The 17980-nt window shown below is 69.1% G+C and carries 16 protein-coding genes; 9 read left to right on the top strand and 7 right to left on the bottom strand.

Annotation, left to right across the window (positions count from 1 at the left end; all coding sequences use genetic code 11):
- Positions 1-25: 25 nt before the first annotated feature.
- Complete coding sequence (locus HPO96_RS03040; RefSeq protein WP_171670787.1) at positions 26-1021, top strand: IS481 family transposase; 996 nt, start codon at positions 26-28, stop codon at positions 1019-1021.
- Here the strand turns inward: HPO96_RS03040 and HPO96_RS03035 are convergent.
- Genes HPO96_RS03035 through HPO96_RS03025 form a run of 3 tightly spaced genes read right to left on the bottom strand, consistent with a single transcriptional unit; the run spans position 1018 to position 3439 of the window.
- The gene (locus HPO96_RS03035; protein WP_171670785.1) at positions 1018-1518 is read right to left on the bottom strand and encodes a mycothiol transferase; all 501 of its coding nucleotides are present in this window, start codon (positions 1516-1518) and stop codon (positions 1018-1020) included. The genes HPO96_RS03040 and HPO96_RS03035 overlap by 4 nt on opposite strands.
- 22 nt (positions 1519-1540) lie before the next feature.
- Positions 1541-2245, bottom strand: coding sequence for a M50 family metallopeptidase (locus HPO96_RS03030; protein WP_171670784.1), 705 nt, complete (start codon positions 2243-2245; stop codon positions 1541-1543).
- An 18-nt stretch (positions 2246-2263) separates the two neighbouring features.
- Entirely contained in the window at positions 2264-3439 is a 1176-nt protein-coding gene (locus tag HPO96_RS03025; protein WP_238354681.1) for a hypothetical protein, read from the bottom strand.
- A 71-nt stretch (positions 3440-3510) separates the two neighbouring features.
- Here HPO96_RS03025 and HPO96_RS39500 point away from each other — a divergent pair, with 71 nt between their 5' ends.
- Complete coding sequence (locus tag HPO96_RS39500) at positions 3511-4368, top strand: neutral zinc metallopeptidase (RefSeq protein ID WP_171670782.1); 858 nt, start codon at positions 3511-3513, stop codon at positions 4366-4368.
- Between the two features lie 47 nt (positions 4369-4415).
- Here HPO96_RS39500 and HPO96_RS03015 read toward each other — a convergent pair whose 3' ends face one another.
- The gene (locus HPO96_RS03015) at positions 4416-6620 is read right to left on the bottom strand and encodes a bifunctional SulP family inorganic anion transporter/carbonic anhydrase (protein ID WP_171670780.1); all 2205 of its coding nucleotides are present in this window, start codon (positions 6618-6620) and stop codon (positions 4416-4418) included.
- Between the two features lie 149 nt (positions 6621-6769).
- Between HPO96_RS03015 and HPO96_RS03010 the strand changes: the two genes are divergently transcribed.
- Positions 6770-7543, top strand: coding sequence for an SDR family oxidoreductase (locus HPO96_RS03010; protein ID WP_171670778.1), 774 nt, complete (start codon positions 6770-6772; stop codon positions 7541-7543).
- A 4-nt stretch (positions 7544-7547) separates the two neighbouring features.
- Here HPO96_RS03010 and HPO96_RS03005 read toward each other — a convergent pair whose 3' ends face one another.
- Positions 7548-9620: a fibronectin type III domain-containing protein gene (locus tag HPO96_RS03005; protein WP_337796492.1), complete on the bottom strand. Its 2073-nt coding sequence runs from the start codon at positions 9618-9620 to the stop codon at positions 7548-7550.
- 201 nt (positions 9621-9821) lie between these two features.
- On the opposite strand from HPO96_RS03005, the gene HPO96_RS03000 reads away from it, so the two are divergent.
- Positions 9822-11306, top strand: a complete 1485-nt coding sequence (locus tag HPO96_RS03000) for a lysyl oxidase family protein (protein WP_337796491.1) — start codon at positions 9822-9824, stop codon at positions 11304-11306.
- Between the two features lie 54 nt (positions 11307-11360).
- Here the strand turns inward: HPO96_RS03000 and HPO96_RS02995 are convergent, their stop codons facing one another.
- On the bottom strand, positions 11361-12872 hold the full coding sequence (locus tag HPO96_RS02995; RefSeq protein WP_171670775.1) for an MFS transporter: 1512 nt from the start codon (positions 12870-12872) through the stop codon (positions 11361-11363).
- Between the two features lie 124 nt (positions 12873-12996).
- Between HPO96_RS02995 and HPO96_RS02990 the strand changes: the two genes are divergently transcribed.
- Positions 12997-13869: a LysR substrate-binding domain-containing protein gene (locus tag HPO96_RS02990; RefSeq protein ID WP_171670773.1), complete on the top strand. Its 873-nt coding sequence runs from the start codon at positions 12997-12999 to the stop codon at positions 13867-13869.
- Here HPO96_RS02990 and HPO96_RS02985 read toward each other — a convergent pair.
- Complete coding sequence (locus HPO96_RS02985; protein WP_337796490.1) at positions 13866-14666, bottom strand: UbiA family prenyltransferase; 801 nt, start codon at positions 14664-14666, stop codon at positions 13866-13868. The genes HPO96_RS02990 and HPO96_RS02985 overlap by 4 nt on opposite strands.
- 18 nt (positions 14667-14684) lie before the next feature.
- On the opposite strand from HPO96_RS02985, the gene HPO96_RS02980 reads away from it, so the two are divergent.
- From HPO96_RS02980 to HPO96_RS02965, 4 genes are all read left to right on the top strand, one after another.
- Positions 14685-15737 (top strand): type III polyketide synthase, encoded by a 1053-nt coding sequence (locus tag HPO96_RS02980; protein WP_171670771.1) that lies wholly within the window; start codon positions 14685-14687, stop codon positions 15735-15737.
- On the top strand, positions 15737-16234 hold the full coding sequence (locus HPO96_RS02975; protein ID WP_171670769.1) for an isoprenylcysteine carboxyl methyltransferase family protein: 498 nt from the start codon (positions 15737-15739) through the stop codon (positions 16232-16234). The genes HPO96_RS02980 and HPO96_RS02975 overlap by 1 nt, the downstream gene beginning before the upstream one ends.
- The gene (locus HPO96_RS02970; RefSeq protein WP_171670767.1) at positions 16231-17244 is read left to right on the top strand and encodes an NAD(P)/FAD-dependent oxidoreductase; all 1014 of its coding nucleotides are present in this window, start codon (positions 16231-16233) and stop codon (positions 17242-17244) included. Before HPO96_RS02975 ends, HPO96_RS02970 begins: the two co-directional genes overlap by 4 nt.
- Before the next feature lie 109 nt (positions 17245-17353).
- Positions 17354-17935, top strand: coding sequence for a DUF305 domain-containing protein (locus HPO96_RS02965; protein ID WP_171670766.1), 582 nt, complete (start codon positions 17354-17356; stop codon positions 17933-17935).
- The last annotated feature ends 45 nt before the right edge of the window (positions 17936-17980 follow it).

The raw sequence follows: 17980 nt of genomic DNA, 5'->3' as shown, positions 1-17980 counted from the left end.
CCAGTCCAACCACCAGGAGACCTTCGTGTCCCACGCTAACGCTGCTTTGACCCCTCGCGCACGTCTTCGGCTGGCGCGTCTGATCGTGGACGACCGATGGCCGATCGCCAGAGCAGCTGAACGTTTCGAGGTCGCCTGGCCGACGGCGAAACGCTGGGCCGACCGGTACCGCGAACACGGACCGGCCGGCATGACCGACCGCTCGTCGCACCCACATCACCAGCCCCGCAAGACCCCGCCGGACGTCGTCCGCCGCATCGTCAGCCTCCGCCGCCGGCACCGCCTCGGCCCGGTTCAGCTCGCCGACCAGACCGGCATACCGGCCTCGACCGTGCACGCCGTACTGGTCCGCTGCCGGCTCAACCGCCTGTCCCACCTGGACCGGATCACCGGCGAACCGGTCCGCCGCTACGAACACCCCCACCCCGGCGCGATGCTCCACGTCGACGTCAAGAAACTCGGCAACATCCCCGACGGCGGCGGCTGGCGCTACGTCGGCCGCGAGCAAGGCGGCAAGAACCGCACCGCGACCACCGGCAAACCCCGCACCAAACACTCCAACAACAAGATCGGCACCGCGTTCGTCCACACCGTCATCGACGACCACTCCCGAGTCGCCTACGCCGAAATCCACGACGACGAAACAGCCGCCACCGCGACCGCAGTACTCCGCGCCGCGGTCGCCTGGTTCGCCGACCGCGGCATCACCACCATCGAACGCGTCCTGTCCGACAACGGCTCGGCCTACCGCTCCAACCTCTGGCGCGACACCTGCACCGAGCTCGGCATCAACCCCAAGAAGACCAGGCCCTACCGGCCACAGACCAACGGCAAAATCGAACGCTTCCACCGAACCCTCGCCGACGGCTGGGCCTTCAAACAGCTCTACCTCACCGAACAAGACCGCCGCGACGCCCTACCAGCCTGGCTCCACCACTACAACCACCACCGACCCCACACCGCAATCGGCAACACCCCGCCCATCACCCGCTTAACCAACCTGCCTGGTCAGTACATCTAGCTGACCAGGCCCTTCACGTACGCCGCCTGCCCGATGTGCTCGAGGTCGTCGTCCAGCACGCTGACCAGGCGGACAGCGAGCGTCACCGGCGGATTCCACCGGGTGTCGACGATCCGGTCCAGCTCGGGCTCGGTGAGCAGACGAAGGAAGTCGAGCGTGCGGGCGTGGACGGCGTCGTAGTACCCGCGCAGCAACTCGGCCGACAGCACAACCTGACCGACCTGCTCGGAGCTGTGGTCATAACCGGTGTCGGCCGCATCGAACGGCAGGCCGAGGCGCGCGTGCCAGCCGTCGGCGGTGTGTACCTGCTCGTGCCCGGCGGCGTCGGCGAGGTGGTCGTCCTGGATCCGGGTCAGATGCCAGATCAGCCAGGCGATCGAGTTCGCCGTGTCCGACGGCCGGGCCGTCAGCGCCTTCTCGTCGATCCCGCCGAGAACGGCGTGCACCTGCTCCTGCACCCGGCTGAACCCGTCGATCAAGATCTCGCTCGACTTCATCACGATCCTCCTCGAGACACTGTTATCCGGGCAGTACCCCGGACCACACGACTCCAACGGCGAGGCACGCCAGCGTGACGAGACCGAACGCCCCGACCCACAGTAACGCCGGTACGCCGGTGAGCCGGCGCAGCTGATCGGCGTCCGAGCTCCGGCCCTGACCACCGCGGCGCGAGTGCTGCAGTTCGAGCACGGCCCGCGGCGCGGCGAGCAGCAGGAACCAGGTCAGCAGATGCGCGAAGGCGGACTGCACCAACGGCGAGCCCCACCAGGTGACGCCGAAGACGATCGCGCCGAACACGAGCACCGACCAGAGGCCGAACAGGTTCCGGATCTGCAGGAGCAGGATCACCAGCGCGACGAGCAGCCCCCACAGCAGCGCGACGGCGTACCCGCGGCTGAGCACGAACGCCGCGGCGAGGCCGAACAGCGCCGGCCCGGGATACCCGGCCAGCAGGACGGCGATCATCCCCGCACCGGTCGGTTTACCGCGGGATGCCGTCACACCGGAGGTGTCGGAGTGCAGGCGGATCCCCGAGAGCTTCCGCCCGACCAGCGCCGCGATCAGACCGTGCGCCCCTTCGTGCGCGATCGTCACGACCTGCCGCGTGTGCCGCCAGATCGGCCGCCAGGCGATCAGGAGCAAGGCGGCCACCCCGGTCCCGATCACCACGCGGAGCGATGGCTCCGGCTGTGCCGACGTGATGCTGTCCCAGAACTCACTCACCCGCCCATCCTTGCAGTACTACGGAAATGGGATGTGCACGGTCACGCGTTCGCGCAGTTGCTCGTTCATCACCCACAGCTCGCCGGTGGCCGGCCAGTACGACAGGTTCTCGGTGTTCTTGGGCGCTTTCGTCCACACCGACGTCGACGTCCCGCCGGTGCCGGTGTGCAGGCAGCTCGGGTAGTCGACGCCGTTGCCGATGTCGTCCGCGTACTCCGGGCAGACGCCCGCGATCACGAACTTGTTGTTGTACGACACCGCGCCCTGCATCCCCCAGACCGGGGAGTTGAAGGCCTCGATCGCGCGGACGACGCCGTCCGTCCCGGCCCGCGGTAGCCCGGTCGCCTTGTCGAGCGGCCAGCGGACGATCCGGCCGCCGCCGCGGGTGGTGTGCTCGACCGCGACGAACGAGCCGGTCCCGGCGTGGTCGAGGGCGAGGCTGGCGAAACAGGGCCGGACGCCGGACGTCGACGCGCACCCGCCCCCGGCGTACCAGTAGGCGCCGACCTGGGGGAGCGCGAACGCGTGCCAAAGCGCGTGGTACTTGCCGTCGGCACCTAATCCGACCTCGCCGGTGCTGGTGTCGGTGCGCCAGATATGCCGCAGGTCGAAGACCCGCAGGACGGCGCCGCCGGTCGCCACGACGAGCAGGTTGCCGGACCAGTACAGCCCGTGCCCGTGCCCGGCGATCGCCTGGAAGTTCCCGTCGGCGGTCGGCTCGACGAGCAACACATGCCGGTACTTGTTGGTCGCGACGTCCAGGAACGAGACCCGGATCGCGGTGTCGCCGCTGTTGTGCCAGCTCGCGACCACCACCCGGCGCGCCCCGCCGGCGGGCTGGGCATCACCCGATCCGGACAACCCCTGCGGGATCCAGACGTTCAGGTCGTCGTCCTCGCCGTCCTGCCAGCAGAACCCCTTCGGGTTCAGCGCGGCGTTCAGGTACGTCGAGTGACACAACGGGCGGCCGGTCCGGTTGGACGCGGCGAGCACGTCGGTCACGCCGACCGGCGCGAGCTGCGGTTTCGTCTCCAGCTGAGCCACCCGCGCGGCGTACGTCGCGAACGTGTCACCCGAGACGAGCTGAAAACCGGACGCATCAATCCGGGGAAACGTCGCCGCCGCCTGAGCCGTCGGCGCGCTGAGCACACCGATCAACAGGCCGACGGTGAACAACATTCGACTGATCCGCATACGTCGATAATCGTTGACATGCGCGAATCGTGCGGCCGCCATGGCGTGGCGGTTCAGTAAAGTCTGGTCGCGTGAAGACCTGGGGGCCTATTCTGCTGTGCGCCGTCCTGCTGCTGGTCGGCTGCGGGGCCCGTAGTGGTCACGCGCAGAGTCCGGAGGAGGCAGCGGCGTCCGAGGCCGCTGCGCTGCGTTCGCAGCTGCCGTCAGCGGCTCCGAATGTGCCTGGTACGCCGGTCCCCGTGCCGCCGCAGCCCGCCGCGCTGGTGAAGAACCGCATCTTCACCGCAGGCCAGTTGACGTCGACCTGCACCGAGCCCGCCGGGACGTTCGACACCGTCGAACTGCTGCAGGAGTACTACGCGCAACTCGTCGACTGCTTGAACAAGGCGTGGGGTCCGGTCGTCCGGAAAGCCGGCTTCAGTTTTCGGGGGCCGCGGCTGTCGGTGCTGCCGCGGATGCCCTCCGGCTACAGCGACAACGCCGGCTACTACCAGGACGGGCACATCTACATCGTCGCTGAGCTGGATCTCGACCTGGAGAAAAAGGATCCCGAGCTGAATCGGGTGTTCCGCGCGTTCCTGATCGCGCACGAGTACGGGCATCATCTCCAGGCGCTGACCGGAGTGTTCGCGGCGAAGTACGAGCGCGACGCCACCCTCAACGGAGTCGACGCGCGCTGGCAGGAGAATCGCCGGATGGAGCTCCAGGCGGATTGTCTCGGCGGCGCCTTTCTCGGCGCGGCGAAGAAGTCCTTCGGGATCGACGCGCACTGGGTCCAGCGGTGGAACGAGGTCTTCACCTGGTTCGAGGATCCGGCCAGTGATCACGGCCAGGGCACGACGCGGCAGACGTGGGCGGTCAAGGGCCTGGATGCGGCCGGGCCGGCCGCCTGCAACACGTATCAGGCTGCGCCGATCGAGGTGCGTTGAGGGGAAGGCCCCCGGTGCGACGCCAGTGACACCGGGGGCCTTCCGTCTCAGCGAGCCGAGCGTCGGCCCGCGGTGGCGAGCTCTTCGTCGGCGCGGACCAGGTAGGGATCGCGGTCCAGGACCAGGCGGGCCGCGGCCGCGCCGATGTCGAACCAGATCCCGATCAGCTCAAGGCGGCCTTCGGCCTCGGCTTTGCGGACGCAGGGGAAGCTGCGCAGGTTGGTGAGCTGGACGCCGACGTTCGCCACGGAGAGTTTGTCGGCGGGGGAGAGCGTCGAGCCGGTCGCCGGATCGACGACGTCCGGCATCCCGACCGCCCGGCGGACGGACGGCTCGAGGTGGCGCAGCCAGTTCTGCAGGCCGGTGCCGCCGGGGGCGTCACCCTTCAGCGCGGCCGCGGCGGCCCCGCAGTGCGAGTGGCCGCAGACGACGATCGAGCTGACGCCGAGCACCTCGACGGCGTACTCGATCGCGGCATCGACGGAGTTGCTGTTCGAGCCGTTCGGCGGCACCAGGTTGCCGACGTTGCGGACGCAGAACTGGTCGCCCGGGCCGGTCGTGGTGATCATGTTCGGCACGATCCGCGAGTCTGCGCAGGTGATGAACAGCTGCGTCGGCCGCTGCCCCTCGGCGGCGAGTTTGGCCAGCATCGGCCGGATCTGGTCGGCCGCCTCCTCGAAGGCGCGGATCCCGTCCAGCATCGAGACCCGGTGGTCCGGCTCGGCGATCACCTGGGGTTGCCAGGGGAGCAGCCGGCGGGCCGAATCCGGGCGCAGGGCGGCCCGGAACGCCATCCGGTTCAGGTCGACCGAGCCGCCGCGCGCGATGTGCCCGCGGCGCCAGTCCTCGATCGCTTCGTAGGCGGCGTGGTCGAGATGGTCGACGCTGAGCTCGATCCGGACGTGCGCGCCGGCCGGGATCGATCGCAAGGTACGGACCAGCGACGCGACACCGAGGAACACCAGCGTGCCGCGGATCCGGACGGTCCACTCGCCGTTCTCCTCGGTCGCGGTGACCGTTGCCTTGGCCAACCGGTACAGCACCCGGCCGAGCGCGAGCGCCAGGCCGATCAGCACACCCTCGGCGAGCCCGAGGACGGCGACGCCGCCCGCGGTCACGACGTAGACGAGCAACTCGTCGTGCCGGCGCAGGGTGCGGATGTGGGCCATCTGCACCAACCGCAGACCGGTGACCAGTAGAACGCCGGCCAGCGCGGCCATCGGGATCAGCTCGAGCATCGAGCCGGCGGCCAGTACGAACGCCGCGATCCAGATGCCGTGCAGGATCGCGGACGCCCGGGACTTCGCCCCGGCCGCCACGTTGGTCGAGCTGCGCACGATCACCCCGGTGACCGGCATCCCACCGAGAGCGCCGGACACCGCGTTGGCCGCGCCCTGCCCGACCAGCTCGCGGTCGAGGTCGGCGCGTTTGCCGTTGTGCAACTTGTCGACGGCGACCGCCGACAGCAGCGACTCCACACTGGCGACCAGCGCGACCGTGAGGACTGCGGCGACGATCGCCCACGGTGTACCCTCCGGCAGCGCCGGCGGGATCAGCTCCTGGAGCGGCTGGCCGGGCAGGTTGACGCGGGTGACGTCGGGCATCGAGACCGCCGCCAGCGCGGTCACCGCGACGACGGCGACCAGCGGGGCCGGAACGACCTTCACCTTGGGCAGTCTGGGCCAGGCGAGCAGGATGGCGACGGTGAGGACACCGATCAGCACCGAGTGGGGGTGATGCGCGACCAGTCGGCCGGGTAAGGCGGCGAGGTTCGCGATCAGGGAGCTCTGGGCCTGGCCGCCGAGCACCACGTGCAGCTGCTGGACGGCGATCGTGACGCCGATCCCGGCGAGCATGCCGTGCACCACGGCGGGCGACAGCGAGAGCGCGAGCCGGCCGATCTTGGTCACGCCCAGCAAGATCTGGACGAGGCCGGCCGCGCAGGTGATGGCCGCGGTCGCCGGCCAGCCGAACTGGCTGACGAGACCCGCGACGACGACGGTCAGGCCCGCGGCCGGGCCGCTGACCTGGAGGGCGGAGCCGCCGAGCGCGCCGGCGACCACCCCACCGACGACCGCGGCCACGAGGCCCGCGATCAGGGGCGCGCCGGAAGCTGCGGCGATCCCCAGGGAGAGCGGTATTGCGATCAGGAAGACCACCAGCGAAGCCGGTAGGTCATGGTGAAGGATGGACTTCCAGCGGCTGGCATCGGGCGCAGCACTGGAAGGGGGCGGTGAATGGGAAGTGGACATGGTCGGCACGGGTCCCTCCGGCGTCTGGTGCTCTCGGCATCTGGCGTCGAAACAAAGAGTGTCGATCTGATTACTGATCGTACTGGCCCGTTCAAGCCGGAAAAAGGAAAAATGCGAATTCGTTGCCAGCAGCATCGAGGAGTGCAGCAGTGGACCTGAACCTGACCGGAAAAGTTGCCGTCGTCACCGGTGCGAGCAAGGGCATCGGCCTGGCCTGTGCCGAGGCGCTGGCCTGGGAAGGGGCGACGGTGTTCGGCATCTCACGCGACCCGGTGCACCTGGGCAAGGCGCGTGAGGAACTTTCAGCGAAGGGGCTGGAGCTGATCCCCGAGCTCGCCGACCTGACCGACCCCGAGGCGACCGCGGCCGCTTTCGCGCGGATCGGCGTCCCGGACATCTTGATCAACTGCGCGGGCGCGGCCCGGCAGATCCCGGTCGACGAGTTGAGCAGTACGACGCTGCACGCCGCGATGGAGTCGAAGTACTTCACCTACATGCATGCGACCGAGGCCGTCGTCCGGCCGATGGCCGAGCGCGGCAGCGGCGCGATCGTGAACGTCGTCGGCCAGGGCGGCAAGTCCGCGAACCCGTTGCACATCGGCGGCGGCGCGGCCAACGCGGCGCTGATGCTCGCCTCGATGGGCTACGCCAAGGCGTACGCCGGGCAGGGGGTGCGGGTGAACGTGATCAACCCCGGGCTGACGCTGACCGGCCGGGTCGACGACCGGCTCGACGCCGCCACCCGCGCCAGCGGCCGGCCGCGCGAAGAGCTGCTGGCCGGGATGGTTGCCGACATCCCCTTGGGCCGGGCCGGCGATCCGGCCGAGGTCGCGAACGTCGCCGTCTTCCTCGCGTCGCCGAAGGCCAGCTACGTCAATGGCGCCATCATCGCGATGGATGGTGGCGCCACTGGCGTGATCTGAGCGGTCAGACGGTGATCCAGTCGATGTCGGCGATGTAGCCGGACGGGTTGTGGATCTTGAGCGCGTTGGCGCCGGCCGTCAGCTTGACCGGCAGGTAGGTGACCTGCGGCGTCCCCCAGTCGTTGTCGCCGAGACCGTGGTAGTTGATCCAGTAGCTGTCGCCGCCGTTGACGGTCAGCATGCTCTGCCGGCTGGTGTCGCCGTCGGTGTAGGCGATCTTCAGCAGGTAGGTGCCGGTCTTCGGGACGGTGATGTCGTTCAGCGTGACTGAGGCGTCGTACCCGATGTTGCCGATCTTCTTGCCGCCGGAACAGAGGCTGCAGCCGTTGGCGCCGGCGTTACCGGTGAGCGTGCTGTTCGCCGCCTCGGCCTCGTAGCGGACCGGTCCGCCGTTCTTCGAGGTCAGCATCGTGATCGGCGCGCTCGCCTCTGACGTCCGGTGGCCGTTCGCGCCCTTGACCGTGAAGGTGTACTGCGTCTGCGGCAGCAGCCCGGTGACGACGGCGCTCGGGGTCGAGCTGGTCGCGACCTGCTTGCCGTTGGCAAAGATCTTGTACGACGACGCGCCCGTGCTCGGCTGCCAGGCCAGCGTGGTCGTCGTCCGGCTGACGTCGGTCGCGGTCAGATCGGCCGGGACGCCGATCGCGGGCCGGTTGTTCGGCGTGATCTTGTACAGCTTCGAGCCGTGTGCGGGCAGGGCCGCGCTGACCGAGCCGGAGACGTTGCGGGTGTTCTTGTCGGCCCAGACGTCGCGGACGGTCGCCTTGCCGTTGATACCGAGCTGCCCGAAGTCGCCGGTCACCGTCGCCGGGGTCTCGGCCAGGTTGAACAGGCCGACCGTCACGCTGCCGTCGGCGTTCTTGGCGTACCAGACCTGCTGCAGCTGGTCCTGGTTCAGCGGGCGGGCCGGGTTCGCGGACTGGTTGATCGCGAGCACCTCACGGTTGGTCAGCAGCTTCAGGCCGTAGGCATCCAGCTTGGTCATGTCGTCGCCGACGAACAGCGGCGCCGCGTTGATCGCCCAGAACGTCATGTAGCTCTGCCGCTCGGCCTCGTTCAGGCCGTCCATCTCGCCGACGCCGACGTTGATCGCGTCCAGGTTGTTCCAGTGCCCGGGGCCGGCGTCGTCGATCCACTGCGGGAGGTCCCACCAGCGCTGCTTCACCGAGCCGTCCCAGCGGACGATCGTGTCGCAGTAGCACTCGACGTCGGTGTCGATCCGCCAGCCGTTCGAGTTCTGCTTCCAGACCTCGGCGTACCGGTGGCTGAGCGACCACGACAAGGTGTAGAGCATCGGGCGGCCGGCGTTCTGCACCGAGCGCCACCAGGCCTCGACGTCCTCGGTGTTGTTGTGGTTCGGGTCGTCCGGCGCGCCCTTCCAGGAGCCGGGGCCGACGCCGTCCATCTTGATGAAGTCGACGCCCCAGCTCGCGAACAGCTTGGTGATCGAGTCGGCGTACTTCTGGGCGCAGGGGCTCTCGTAGTTGATCTTGTACGCCGCGTCCCAGCCGTTGGTCTTGCGCAGGTCGGGGTAGACGATGTCGCGGGTGAAACAGCCCGGCGCGTTGTGGATCGGGGTGTTGCCCTCGCGGTAGACGTCCATGCCGAGGCCGACCACGGTGTAGATACCGAATTTCAGCCCGAGTTTGTGGATGTCGTCGCCGACGGCCTTCATCCCGCGCGGGAAGCGCTTCAGGTTGGCGACCGGGCGGCCGTACTCGTCGCCGCCGTCCTGCCAGCCGGCGTCGATGTTGATGTACTCGTAGCCGAACGGCTTGAGTTTGGTCGCCATCGCGTTCGCCTGCGCGAGGATGTTCTTCTCGCTGATGAAGCTGCCGGGACCGTCCGGGTTCACACCCGGGTAGTTGGTCGACTGCAGGCTCCACGAGCTCCAGCCGAGATACGGCTTGGCGGCCAGCTGCGGGTACTTGGCCGGGACCGGCCGCGGATCCTTGGCCGCGGGCTGCGGAGCGAGCGGCTGGGCGAGGGGGAGCGCGGCGTCGGCGGGGGCGATCACAGCTGACGTCGTCACCAGAGCGACGGCAGCCAGGGCAGCGGAAACACGGCGTCTGTTCACCCGGCCGAGCGTAGGGTCGATTAATTTACATCGTCAAGTATTCGCGACCGATGACTGTGAGTGCCGGTTGTGACACGAATGGCACACATTCTTGATCAACCTCCGGCGGGGGCGCCCGCGTCCTACGTCGCAGAGGGCCGGCTCGTGAGGACCCGGCCCGATGAAGGAGGGGGTTCCATCATCATCACGTCGAACAAGGCCGTGCGAACGGCCATTGCGGCGGCGAGCGCCGTCGGTCTGGTCGCGCTCGCGGCGTCCAGCGCGACGGCAGCAGGAACGGCGGCGCCCGCCAGGCCCGCGCTGGCCCTGGTCTCGCCGGTCACCGAGGTCACGCTGGACGCCGATCCGGACTACGGCACCCAGCTCAATCTGAGCACCTACGTCGTGGCCGGGAACGCGCCGATCGAGGTCCGGGCGACCCGGGCGAACTTCAACTCGCCGGTGGTCGCCAAGCAGTACGTGAACGGCAAGCCGGTGGCGATGCCGAAGGGTCTCGTCACGGACTTCTCCGGGCTGGGCAAGTTCCTGCACGTCGCGCTGACCGACGCGCAGGGCAAGAAGGTGCTCGACGTCGACCAGTCGCTGTGCCTGAACGGCGACGGGTCGCGGACCCGGCCGGACGCGCCGGCCACCTCGCCGTACCCGGACTACTGCAACTCCAACCCGTTCACGACCGGCGCGGTCTGGGGTCTGCAGAAGGGCTGGTCGGCCAGCACGTTCTCGTACGACGACAAGCCGGTCAAGCTTGCCGTCGGCAAGTACAAGGCCTTGATCACGGTCAACAAGGCCTATCGGGACCTGTTCAAGATCCCGGCGAACCAGTCCAAGCTCACGATGAACGTGAACATCGTCCCCGGTGACCCCGGGTGCGACCCGGGCCACGGCGACGGCTGCCGGACGGCGCAGGGTAAGCAGGGCCCGGCGCCGAAGGCCAAGGCGCTGCAGCCGCACGCCAAGCGCCCGGCCGGGAAGCCGTCCACCCCGAAGGGCCCGAAGCCGGACCTGGTCTCCGTACCCGCGTGGGGGATGGCGATCACCAAGGGCGAGGAGGGGACAGCCGACGCCGACCGCGAGTACTTGGCGTTCGCCGCGACCGTGTGGAACGCCGGCCCGTCGCCGCTGGTCCTGGATGGCTTCCGCCGGCAGGGCAAGGACCTGATGGACGCGTTCCAGTACTTCTACGACGACAAGGGTAAGGAGATCGGATACCAGAACACCGGCACGATGGAGTGGGACCCGCGGGAGGGCCACGTGCACTGGCACTTCACGGATTTCGCCCGCTACAGCCTGCTGAACGCCAAGCAGTCCGAGGTCGTCCGCAGCCAGAAGGAGGCCTTCTGCCTGGCCGCGACCGACATGATGGACTACACGGTGAAGAACGCGAACTGGCACCCGATGAACACCGACCTGCACACCGCCTGCGGCGACCACACGTCGCTGTCGGTGCGCGAGGTGCTGGACGTCGGATCCGGTGACACCTACAACCAGACCAAGCCGGGTCAGTCGTTCGACATCACCGACCTGCCGAACGGCGAGTACTTCGTCGAGGTCAAGGCCAACCCGGAGGGCAAGCTGTTCGAGGGCAACACCAAGAACAACGTCGCGCTCCGCAAGGTCGTGCTGGGCGGTGTGAAGGGCGCCCGGACGGTCAAGGTGCCGCCGGTCGGCGTGATCGACGCTCCGTAAGTAGCTGAGAAGACCCCGTGGCCCGCTCTCGCCGGCGGTCCACGGGGTCTTCGCTCAGCGGCGGGCGCTCCGCAGCCGGGAGCGCCGCGTCCGGCCCTCGGCCGGGCAGCGCCGAGCCTGCCCGAGGCTCACTTCACCGGATGGCCAGCGCTCGTGCGCGGGCTCGACCGGCGCCGGGGCGGCGACCCGGATCGTGTTCTGCTGCAGCGCGAGCCGGATCGGGGCCTGGTGCCACGGCGAGCGCGTCCGGACGACGACGACGCGGAAGCGGCCGTCCTTGCGGAGCCGCAAGCCGATCAGCACGGTCGCGATTGCGGGGACCAGGCCGGCGAGCGCCAGGCTGATCCGGGCGCCGAAGTTCTGTGCGATCAGACCGACCAGCGGGCCGCCGATCGCGCCGCCGCCGATGAAGACCAGGTTGTAGAGACCGGAGACGCGGCCGCGCAGCTTGTCCGGAGTGGTCAGCTGCACCATCGACTGGCAGGCGGTCAGGAACATCAGCGTCGCCATACCCATCGCGGCCAGCACGGGGATGAACGTCCACAGCGACGGCTGGACGGCGGCCAGCACCTCGGTGACCGTGAGCAGGGCCGCGATACCGACCAGGTTACGCAGGCGGGTCGGGCGGACGCGCCGGGCCGACAGCAGCGCGCCCGCCAGTGCGCCGACGGCCACCACCGAGTTGAGGACGCCGTACCCGGTCGCGCCGGTGTGGAAGACGCGGTCCGCGAACGCGGTCAGGGTGACGGGCAGGCTGATCGCGAACATGCCATAGATGCCGACCAGCGCGATCGCCCAGCGGACCGCGGGCTCGTGGAACGCGTACTGCAATCCGTCGCGGAGGCCGTCCCGGATCCGCAGGCCGGCTTGTTTGGCCGCCTTCTTCGCGGGCATCTCGCTCTCGCGCATCCGCAGCAGCGCGGTGATCGAGGCGAAGAACGTGCAGGCGTTGATCGCGAACGCCCAGCCCGCGCCGAGCGAGCCGAGCAGGACGCCGCCGAGCGCGGGGCCGATCATGCTGCCCAGCTGGAACGTCGAGGAGACCATGCTGATCGCGTTGCGGACCCGGTCCCGGCCGACGAGCTCGGTGACGAACGACTGGCGGGTCGGGTTGTCGACGGCGGTGGCCAGGCCGAGGAAGAGCGCCATCGTGTAGACCTGCCAGACCTGCACCTGGCCGGTGAACGCGAGCACGGCCAGGACGCCGGCGGCGGCGCCCATCGAGATCTGGGTGACGAGCAGGATCTTCCGCTTCGGGAACCGGTCGGCGATGACGCCGCCGTACAGGCCGAGCAGGAGGGTGGGGAGGAACTGGAGCGCGGTGGTGATGCCGACCGCGGTGGCGCTGCCGGTGATGGTCAGGACCAGCCAGTCCTGGGCGATGCGCTGGATCCAGCCGCCGGTGGAGCTGACCAGCAGCCCGCTGACCAGGAGGCGGAAGTTGCGCACCTGGAGGGCGCTGAAGGTGTCGCGGAACCCGGGGCGGCGGAGGGGTTCGGGGCGGGATGTCGTGGTGTGGGTGTGGAAGTCGGATTCTCGGACGGGACCGCTGGTCCGGGTGGTCAAAGCTGTTCCCTACGCGAGTGGGGTTGTCAGGGGAGGACATGTCCATACTTGTCGATCGGTCCTGGATTCCGACAGCGAATTACTCCTATTAGTCTTATTGCGTCGCGCTATAGGAGGTCTATCGATGTACGACCCGGACCAGCTGCGGACCTTCCTGGCCGTTGCCCAATCGCTCAGCTTCACGCAGGCGGCCGACCGGCTCGGGATCCGGCAGCCGACGGTCAGCCAGCACATCCGCAAACTCGAGAGCGCCGTCGGGCGGCCGCTGTTCCTGCGCGACACCCGGACCGTCACGCTGACGGCGGACGGCGAGGCGATGGCCGGGTTCGCGCGGACCATCCTGGCCGCACACGAGGAGGCGGCCGGCTACTTCACCGGCTCGGAGCTGCGCGGCCGGCTGCGCTTCGGCGTCACCGACGACCTGGCGCTGACGCCGTTGCCGCGCATCCTGCGCGACTTCCGCCAGCTGTACCCGCGGATCGATCTGGAGCTGACGGTGGCGCAGAGCCCCAATCTGCTGCGGCGGGTCGAGTCCGGCCATCTGGATCTCGCCTATGTCAAACACTCGGTCGGCACCGGGTATGAACCGAACGGGCGGCTGGTACGCCGGGACCCACTCGTTTGGGCCGGGATCGCGGGGACTCGGATCGCTCCGGACGGTCCGGTGCCGCTGGTCGCGTATCAGGCGCCCAGCCTGAGTCGCTCGCTCGGCGTGCAGACGCTGGAGCAGGCTGGGCGGTCCTGCCGGATCACCTGCATCGTGCGCGGCGTGAACGGCGTACTGGCCGCGGTGCGGGCCGGGCTGGGGATCGGGATCTTCGCGCGCTCGCTGATGCCGGTCGACTTGGTGGAGCCGCCGCCCAGCGCCGGGCTGCCGGAGCTGCCGGCTATCGACCTGGTGCTGATCACCAACCCGCGGGCGGCCAAGGAGCCCGCCGAAGCGCTCACTGCGGCGATTCTGGGCAGCAACGCGCCGCTGAAGCCGGACGCCGCCTAGAGCGCCGTTCCGCTCAGGATCAGACTCACGACACTGACCGCCGCGATTCCGAGCGTCAGGAGGAACGGCGCCTGCCGCCAGGCGACCACTACGACCAGCAGACCGGCGACGACGACCAGCGCTATCCAGCCGACCACTCCGATTGGCCCGGGTGGCGGAATGGTTAGGAGCGCGGCGGAGGCCGCCAGCGGGATGGGCACGAGGAGCCGGGCGTTGGAGCCTAGTCGTTGCGGCCAACCGCGGACTCCGGTCGCCAGGTCGTCCTGGAGGTCCGGTGCGACGTTTGCCAGGTGGGCACCGACGCCTAGTAGTGCTCCGGCCGTTGTTGCCCACCAGGGCGCCCAGGTGTCCGTGGTGCCGAGGGTGACGAACGAGGGCAGCGCGCCGAAGGCAACGGCGTACGGGAGCCAGGAGATCACTGTGGACTTCAGGCCGAGGTTGTAGGCCCAGGCGCACGCTATGAACAGCAGGTGCACCAGGCCGGCCGCCAGGCCGTTGGCCAGCGATACGGGGATGGTGACGACCAACATGACTCCGGCGGCGACTGCGAGCGTGCGGCGACTCACCAGTCCGCGCACCACCGGCTTGTCTTTCCGGTTCACAATGGTGTCGCGGGCGGCATCTATCGCGTCATTGCTCCAGCCGATCGAGAGGTGGCCGGTGAGGATCGTTGCTGCGACCAGGAGACATCCGGCTGGACTACGCCCTGCGGACCAGGCGAGAGCCGTGACGAGCGCGGTCACCGCGACGGTCGGCCCGAGGTGGCAGGCCAGCAGCAGACCACGCAGTGTTCGCACCGACACCACGATGGCACGATGACGCGGATCGCGGCGGTCCGGCCCGCGTTGCCGCCGCACCGCTATCAGCAGGCGGAGCTGACCGACGCCTTCGCGGCGATGTGTCTACCGGACGGCCGCGGGACTGCCCTGCTCCAGCGGCTGCATGCGAACGCCGGGGTCTCGATGCGGCATCTGGCGCTGCCCTTGGAGCAGTACAGCGTGCTGAAGGACTTCGGGGCCGCGAACGACGCCTGGATCGCCACCGCGGTCGACCTGGGCGCTGAGGCAGTTGCTGGCGCGGTGGCCGACGCCGGGCTCGCGCTGTCGGACGTCGACGTATTGATGTTCACCACGGTGACCGGGGTGGCGGCGCCGTCGATCGATGCGCGGGTTGCGGTGCGGCTGGGGCTGCGGGAGGACGTGAAGCGGCTACCGCTCTTCGGGCTGGGCTGCGTCGGCGGTGCCGCCGGGATCGCCCGGCTGCACGACTACCTGCTCGCCTGGCCGACGCAGGTCGCCGTACTGCTCTCTGTTGAGCTCTGCTCGCTCACACTGCAGCGGGACGACTCGTCGCTGCCGAATCTGGTCGGTGGCGCGTTGTTCGGGGACGGCGCGGCCGCTGTGGTGCTCACCGGGTCGTCGCATCCGGCTGCGGCTGGTCCGTCGGTGGTTGCGACGCGGAGCCGGCTGTATCCGGACTCTGAGCGGGTGATGGGCTGGGACGTCGGGTCCGGTGGGTTTCGGATCGTGCTGGGCGCCGACGTACCGGAGGTGGTGCGGACGTACCTGGGCGGCGACGTACGGGCGTTTCTGGCCGACCACGGGCTGACTGTGCCGGAGATCGGGACGTGGGTGAGCCATCCCGGCGGTCCGAAGGTTCTGGAGGCTGTTGCCGAAACACTCGACCTGCGGCCCGGTGCGCTCGATCTGACCTGGAAGTCGCTCGATGCGGTCGGCAACCTGTCTTCGTCGTCCGTGCTGCACGTGCTCGGTGAGACGATGGCGCTGCATCCTGCTCGTGAGGGCCCCGGCGTACTGCTGGCGATGGGCCCTGGCTTCTGTTCCGAGCTCGTCCTGCTGGAGTGGTGATGGTCTGGTACGTCGTACTCGTAGTGCTGGTCGGCTTCGAACGGGTGGCCGAGCTGGTCGTCTCACTACGCAACGCCAAGTGGAGCTTCGCCCAGGGCGGCGTGGAGTCAGGCCAGGGACACTACCCGTTCATGGTCGTTCTGCACACCGGACTGCTGGCCGGCTGCGTCGTTGAGGCCTACTTCCGCCCCTTCGTCCCTGCGCTTGGTTGGACCATGTTCGCCCTGGTCCTCCTCTCGCAGGCGCTGCGCTGGTGGTGCATCACCGTTCTAGGCCGCCAGTGGAACACCCGGGTGATCGTCGTCCCAGGTCTGCAGTTGGTCGCCCGCGGTCCCTACAAGCTGCTGAACCACCCGAACTACGTGGCCGTCGTCATCGAAGGCTTCGCACTGCCGCTGGTCCACAGCGCATGGATCACTGCGCTCGTTTTCACCGCGCTCAACATCCCCCTGCTCGCCGTCCGCATCCGCACCGAAGAAGCCGCCCTCCACCGGTGATCGATCTCCTCGTCGCAGGCTGCGGCCCGGCCGGCGCCGCCACCGCCATCCGCGCCAAACTCGCCGGACTCTCCGTGGTGGTCCTCGAACCCCGCAGTACCCCGATCGACAAGGCCTGCGGTGAAGGCATTGCTCACTCCGCCGTCAGCTATCTCAGCCGCCTCGGCGTAGACCTGACCGGCCGCCCTTTCCACGGCATCCGCTACCTGGACCCGACCCACGCCGTAGAAGCCCGCTTCAGCACCGGCTCGGGTCTGGGCACCCGCCGAACCACCCTCCAGCAAGCCCTCCACAGCCGCCTGCTCGACCTGAACATTCCCGTCATCCCCACCCGCGCCGGCCCCATCACCCAAACCCCCACCTCCGTAACCACCGCCGGCCACACCGCCCGCTATCTGGCCGCCGCCGACGGCCTCCACTCACCTATCCGCCGCCAGCTCGGCCTGGGGCTGGAGACACCTGCTGTCCGGCGCGGGCTTCGGCAGCACTTTCACGTAGTGCCCTGGAGCGACCTGGTGGAGGTCTACTGGTCGCGGCTGGGGGAGGCGTACGTGACACCCGTCGCGGACGACCTGGTCGGGGTCGCAGTACTCACCAGCCTGAAGGGGAGCTTCGACTCACATCTGGCGGCGTTCCCGGCGCTCCAGCGTCGGCTGCAGGGTGCCGCGCCCGCATCGACCGTGCTGGGAGCAGGTCCGCTCCGCCAGCGGGTACGCCGCCGGGTGGTCGGTCGGGTGTTGCTAGTAGGGGACGCCGCCGGGTACATCGACGCGCTGACAGGGGAGGGGATCGCGGTAGCGCTCCGGACGTCGGCCGAACTGGTGGACTGTCTGCTCGACGACCGCCCGATGGACTACGAGGCCGCCTGGCGCCGGGTGTCGCGTGAGTGCCGCCTGCTGACGGCTTCGTTGCTCTGGGCCCGTAACCGCCGCCTGCTCGCGCCACACATAGTTCCGGCCGCGGCCCGGCTCCCCGGCGTCTTCGCGCACATCGTCAACCGCCTCTCCTGACCGGCCCGTGGCGGCTTTCCGACACCCTCTGTACCTCGTCCAGCACGCTCGGTACCCTCACCACAACGCACCCCCTCGCGACCACCGCCCCGTCTTGAGGAGTCTGCTCATGAAAGCTCTCGCTGCCCTGGCGTTGCTCGCCGCCCTGGCCGGCTGCGGCTCCCCGACGGTGGCCGCGCCGCCGCCGGCTGCCACCCCGACGCCCAGCGCACCAGCCAGCACCCAGCCCGGTGAGCTGAAGATCGACCCGTCGTTCAACTCCGAGGATCTGGCCTGGATCGAGCTGATGATCCCGATGGACGACCAGCTGCTCCGAGTGCTCGCGATGGCCGAGCAGCAGGCGTCCGACCCCGCCATCCGCGCCTTCGCGACCAGCGTCGCCGACGGCCACCGCACCGAGCTGGAGCAGCTCAAGGAGACGCGGACCCGCTCCGGCCTGCCGATCCGCAACCCGCACGAGGGGCACGACATGCTCGGCATGATGACCGAGCCCGAGATCGTTGCCCTCGGCAAGACGTCCGGCGCGGCCTTCGACCAGTTGTTCGTCAAGAACCTCAAGGAACACCTCGACGAGACGATCGTGATGGCCGGCAACCTCGGCAAGATGGGCAAGGACCCGCGGACCAAGGAGTTCGCCGCCGCGATCGCCGTCAGCCGCGCGGCGCAGGTCAAGGAGCTGGCCGCGCTGTAACAACGACAAGGGGTCCGGCGATCGCTCAGACAATCGCCGGACCCA

The sequence above is a fragment of the Kribbella sandramycini genome, assembly GCF_013131805.1.
Lineage (GTDB): Bacteria > Actinomycetota > Actinomycetes > Propionibacteriales > Kribbellaceae > Kribbella > Kribbella sandramycini.
The sequence above is the reverse complement of the archived record's forward strand: the minus strand, read 5'-3'. Positions and strand labels throughout refer to the sequence as shown.